The 5,298-nt window shown below is 49.6% G+C and carries 5 protein-coding genes; 3 read left to right on the top strand and 2 right to left on the bottom strand.

Annotated elements, in window-relative coordinates:
* Nucleotides 1-186 precede the first annotated feature (186 nt).
* Complete coding sequence (locus tag HW443_RS09135; RefSeq protein WP_176231477.1) at nucleotides 187-954, top strand: tetratricopeptide repeat protein; 768 nt, start codon at nucleotides 187-189, stop codon at nucleotides 952-954.
* Nucleotides 955-1,045: 91 nt separating this feature from the next.
* Complete coding sequence (locus HW443_RS09130) at nucleotides 1,046-1,900, top strand: DegV family protein (protein ID WP_176231476.1); 855 nt, start codon at nucleotides 1,046-1,048, stop codon at nucleotides 1,898-1,900.
* Between the two features lie 279 nt (nucleotides 1,901-2,179).
* Here HW443_RS09130 and HW443_RS09125 read toward each other — a convergent pair whose 3' ends face one another.
* Nucleotides 2,180-2,986, bottom strand: coding sequence for a slipin family protein (locus HW443_RS09125; protein WP_176231479.1), 807 nt, complete (start codon nucleotides 2,984-2,986; stop codon nucleotides 2,180-2,182).
* 88 nt (nucleotides 2,987-3,074) lie between these two features.
* A complete protein-coding gene (locus HW443_RS09120; RefSeq protein WP_176236153.1) occupies nucleotides 3,075-4,415 on the bottom strand; it encodes an NfeD family protein in 1,341 nt (446 codons plus the stop codon).
* A 381-nt stretch (nucleotides 4,416-4,796) separates the two neighbouring features.
* Between HW443_RS09120 and HW443_RS09115 the strand changes: the two genes are divergently transcribed.
* On the top strand, nucleotides 4,797-5,298 hold a 502-nt coding region (locus tag HW443_RS09115; RefSeq protein WP_176238084.1), incomplete at its 3' end, for a glycosyltransferase family 2 protein.

The following is a 5,298-nucleotide window of genomic DNA, read 5'->3' as shown; positions in this document are numbered from 1 at the left end:
TTTTTAAAATTTTTTCTCAGTTGTCTGTTTCTCCCACAGGATATTGAGCAATTACGAAACAAGTCCCCAAAAATATAAGATTTGCTTTCAGTAATTATATGTAGTAGTTCATTTGGCTGGTTCCTGATGGTTCAAGTTGTAAAAATGAGCATTCCCTGGAAAGGATGCTCGAAAGCAGCGTGGCCCATGAATGGAAAGAGAGATGGCCTTGGGCATGAAAGAAGAAGGAGTAACAGGAACGCTAACCGGAGAATTTCTCATTCCAGCCATGCTTCTTCTCCGTCTCCCCAGGAGCAGAATTTCCAAAACCCTCACTCTACGGATCCTCTCCTGGAAGAGTTACTCCAACAAATCCATGAACTGATGGACGCCCAGAACTTTGAGATTGCTCTTCTCCGATGCAAAGAAGTGGTGGAGAACAAGCCCAATTGTGGCCTGGCCCATCTGTTAATGGGTGACTGCTATCTGGCTATGGGATGCTGCGATGACGCCCGCTACAGCTATCGTCTGGCCCTCAGGGCAGATTCTCCACTTTTTCAGGCCGCAGCCAGGCTCCAATCTCTGGAAGAGAAGGAGAAAAAGGGTGGCCCAGGAGAATGTAAGATATTTGCGGAGAAGATAGAGGGTGAGATAATGGACTTTCTGGAAAAATATGTGGGCTCTCCCACCCACTGGGATATCATTGTCTTTTTCTACCGAAATCCAGCACTGATGGCCTCTGCCCGACGTCTGGCCGCCTTTCTGGGTAAGTCGGAACAAAAGATAAAATCAGTCCTGGCCAAACTATGTGAACTGGACCTATTGATGGAGAATAACATTTTCCCCATTCCTCTTTACACCTTTGACCCGAAACAGGAATTGAAAGAGAAGCTAGATATGGTCATGCAAGCGCGGGAAGATTTCGGAACCAGATGGCAGATTACCCATTACTTGCTTCAGAAAGCAGAAACCTGACCTTTCTGTCCCAATTTTGATCGAAATGCTCTCTGAAACTTAGATTGAAAACTTCACGTCTATAAGACAAAAATAAGGAGGTCAGGCCACCATGATTGGAATTGTTACCGATAGTACGGCCGATATTCCCAAAGAATTAGCCCGACAACACGAGATTACCGTTGTCCCCCTCCAGGTTATTTTTGGCAAAGAGAAGTTTCTTGATGGTATCGATCTCACGCCAGGCGAATTCTATCAAAAGCTGCGTCAGGTAGACAAACTGCCCACCACTGCTCAACCATCTCCAGGAGCTTTTGAGGTTGTCTACAAAAAGGTAGCTGAAACCTGCCAGTCCATCATCTCCATCCATATCTCCGAGAAAATGTCTGGCACTATCCGTTCTGCACAGATAGCTAAAGACTCTCTTCCGGATCTGGATATTACTATCGTAGACTCTGGATACGTCCATTCTCCTCTGGGCCTGATGGCAATTGAGGCCTCCAGGCTGGCCAGAAAAGGGGCTACAAAAGAAGGAATCCTGCAGCTTGTCGAAAAATTTAAACGTAGCTTGGGGATTCTCTTTCTGGTAGAAACTCTCCAATATCTAAAGATGGGCGGAAGAATTGGAGGAGCCAAAGGCCTGCTGGCCTCTATGCTCAAGATTCAACCTATCTTGACCATCAAAGAGGGGCAGGTCGATGCTTTCAAAAACGTAAGGGGGTGGAATAAGGCCAGGCAGGTAATGCTGGACACCATGGGTGAGACCCTAAAGGCGGATGGCCAGGCGGTGATCTTTGTGGGCCATTCCGATAGTCTCCAGGAGGCCGAAGAGCTGGCTGAAAGATGCAGGGAGAAATTTGCCCCTAGAGAATTAAACATATGGGAAATTGGCAGCGTAGTAGGAACCCATGTCGGGCCCGGCACCCTGGCCGCAGTATACTTTAATGAGTTCAGGCCGGATGGCTAAGCAGTGATCATCTACGTGGAGATGTTCCTGACCATAAGGTTATAAGACTCGGCGCCTGGATGCTCGCAGTGCATCCGCCAGGTTGCACATCAAAACAGTGGTCAATCAGCGCCGGCTTAACACCCGCTTATAGTTGTTTATAAAATGGCTAACTATCGTCACTGCTTAGTAAATTGTCTGATTCTCCCTTGAAAATAACCCAATTTTCATGCGACGTGGTGCGCCGCGGTGCATGGGCGATTCCTTCTATTTCCAACCTACCATTTGCCCTCCGCTTCCCTACCCCTTATCCTTGCTTTCCCCCTCCTCGTATGCCCTAACAAATGGCCTTAACAAGTCAATGGGAACCGGGAAGATGATGGTCGAGTTACGTTCGGCAGCTACATCCACCAGACTCTGCAGAAAGCGCAACTGAAGAGCGGCCGGCTTCCGACCGATTATATCTGCCGCCATACCCAGTTTTTCCGCCGCCTGGAATTCGCCCTCAGCATTGATAACTTTGGCTCTTCTTTCCCTTTCGGCTTCAGCCTGCCTGGCCATGGCCCGCTGCATTCCTTGAGGAATCTCCACATCCTTGACCTCGACGATAGACACTTTCACACCCCAGGGGTCAGTCTGCTCGTCTATGATCTTCTGAAGCAGGGCGTTGATTTTCTCCCGCTGAGCTAAAAGCTCATCCAGATCCGACTGGCCCAGAATGCTCCTTAAGGTGGTCTGGGCTATCAAAGAGGTGGCGGCCACAAAGTTTTCCACCTGGACTACGGCATTAGCGGGATCCATTACCCGGAAGTAAACTACAGCGTTCACCTTTACCGGGACGTTATCTCTGGTGATCACCTCCTGAGGTGGTACGTCCATAGTCACCGTCCGCAGATCCACCCTCACTATCCTATCCACTAAAGGGATCATAAGGATTATGCCGGGGCCCTTCACTCCCTGCAATCTCCCCAGACGGAACATAACCCCTCTTTCATACTCCTTGAGTATCCTCACCGCAGAAGGAAGTATCATCGTTAAGATTACCACCGCCGCGATGATCACTGAAGCCAAATTGAACAGTAAACCAGCAATTGCCTCCAATATCATCTCCTCCCTTGAAAATAACCCAATTTTCATGCGACGTGGTGCGCCGCGGTGCATGGGCGATTCCTTTAAAATTGCTTATTTTGACCCTTTACGACTTATCGCTTCCCCCTCTGTCCTTTGCTGGTGCGCCTCCTTCCTCATACTTCTTCACTCTCAGTACCAACCCCTTCATGGACTGCACGATTATCCTGGAATGCTTCTCTATCTTGTGGCCATCCAGGGCTTCTGCACTCCATAGCTCGCCTCGTACAGAAACCTGCCCTCTCGGATTCACCTCCGTTCTGGCCACGCCGATCTGGCCCAGCATTCCTTCAATCCCGGTGGTGGACTTCTCCTTATGGGCTTTATAAACTGCCCGGACGGCAAAGGTAAAAAAGCCCGCTGTGGCCAGAGCTGTACCGATAATCAGGCCCGGGGCAATCCTGAGGTAGGGAACAGGCGAATCGAAGAGAATAAGAGAGCCCAGTAACATAGAAGCTATCCCTCCCGCAGTGAGGATGCCACCAGTGGCCGCTATGATGTCAGCGATAAAGAGAATGATAGCCAGAACGATCAGAGCCAGGCCAGCGATGTTTACAGGCAAAGTGTGGAGGGAATAGAGAGCCAGAATGATACTGATAACCCCAGCAATCCCTGCGAAACCCAGACCAGGATTGGCAAACTCATATATAATCCCGTAAATACCTATCATTAGAAGAAGATAGGCAATGTTGGGGTCAGAGAGAATGTGTAGCAAACGAAGCCGAAAACTCATTTCCCGAGGGGTAACCTCAGCCCCTTTGGTGGACAGAACTATCTCTCTGCCGTCCAACACTACTTTTCGGCCATCCAGTTGGGCCAGGAGGTCCGGGTAATCTTTAGCCACATAATCGATAACTTCCTTATCCAGAGCCTGGCTGGCGGTAAGGGAGGAGCTCTCCCGCACCGCTTCCTCCGCCCAGGCAGCATTCCTGCCTCTTTTCTCGGCCAGATTTCTGATGTAAGCTACGGCATCGTTGACTATCTTTTGTTTCATCTCATCGCTGATTTCCCCTTGAAAGGCTACCGGATGGGCTGCCCCAATGCTGGTAGCCGGGGCCATGGCAGCAACATGAGCGGCCATAGTAATAAATACTCCGGCCGAGGTAGCCCTGGATCCGTCCGGATAGACATAGATCACGATGGGAATCTGGGAGTCTAAGATCTCCCTGATGATGGACCTCATGGAGGTGTCCAGTCCCCCGGGGGTGTCCAGTTGAATAATCAGAGCCTGGGCACCTTCTCGCTCCGCCCGATCAATAGCCTCGGAGATAAACATGTACACAGGCGGATTGATGACGCCTTCAACCTGAATCACCTGCACCGGCCTACTCTCCGCCGCGGAAAAGGAGGGCAGAGCAACCATGACCAGAGCGATCAGGAAGGCCAGAAGGAGACTCTTTTTCTTCATAATGGTTATCCCCGTCGGAATTATCCATTTGACACTCCCCAGCACTAAAGTGCGGGGGTTCTCAGTCAACTGAGCAACACAGGTGCCAGGTAAAAACTTTCGATCTCATTATACCAGAGTCAGAAGATAAACTGGAAGTGGACCAGGCAAAGCAAGGCTTTTTCCATGATCCTGCACCACAGGTACGATTGCTCACCCCCTAATTTGTGATTCTGCAGCCGCACTCGAACGATAAAAATGGGAAATCTATTTTCAAGTGAATTAATGCCGCTGTGGTTGGCCTCTCCCTATCACTCAAGGCATTCTCTACCACATCTCATGATATAATCCATAGTGAAAAAATTGGTGCAATTCTCTACAGAGGACATGGAGAAAAGAGGTATGAATAAGAAGATCTGCGTCCTGCTTCCGGCCTACAATGAGGCTCAAAATATACAAAAACTGATCCAGGAGATCCGAACCATCGTACAGGACATAGTAGTGATAGACGACGGCTCCCGGGATGAGACGGCCCGACTGGCCAGGAGGGCAGGAGCAGTAGTCATCTCTCATAAACGCAATCAGGGAAAAGGGGTGGCTTTAAAGACAGGCTTTAACTATGCGTTAGGGAAGGGATATCATGGCGTCATTACTATGGATGCTGATGGCCAACATCTCCCCGGTGAGATAAAGAACTTTCTATTGTGCGTTGAGACTGACGATCCAGATATTATTTTGGGCAGCCGCATGCATGATCCTAAGGGCATGCCCCCGCATAGATTGTGGACTAATCTTTTCACCTCCTGGCTTATCTCCAGAAGAGCCGGCCAGAAGATAGAGGACTGCCAATCCGGTTTTCGGTGTATAAGCAGTCGGGTCCTGGAAAAGACAGAACTCGTCACTC

The organism is Candidatus Hakubella thermalkaliphila (assembly GCF_013281975.1).
Taxonomy (GTDB): Bacteria; Actinomycetota; Humimicrobiia; order Hakubellales; family Hakubellaceae; genus Hakubella; species Hakubella thermalkaliphila.
Note: the sequence above shows the minus strand (reverse complement) of the source record. Positions and strands in the feature narration are given on the sequence as shown.

What these genes read in the sequence shown, in the direction of transcription:
- HW443_RS09135 (WP_176231477.1), top strand. Translation starts at nt 187, where the DNA reads ATGAATGGAAAGAGAGATGGCCTTGGGCATGAAAGAAGAAGGAGTAAC.
- HW443_RS09125 (WP_176231479.1), bottom strand. Translation starts at nt 2,986, where the DNA reads ATGATATTGGAGGCAATTGCTGGTTTACTGTTCAATTTGGCTTCAGTG.
- HW443_RS09130 (WP_176231476.1), top strand. Translation starts at nt 1,046, where the DNA reads ATGATTGGAATTGTTACCGATAGTACGGCCGATATTCCCAAAGAATTA.
- HW443_RS09120 (WP_176236153.1), bottom strand. Translation starts at nt 4,415, where the DNA reads ATGAAGAAAAAGAGTCTCCTTCTGGCCTTCCTGATCGCTCTGGTCATG.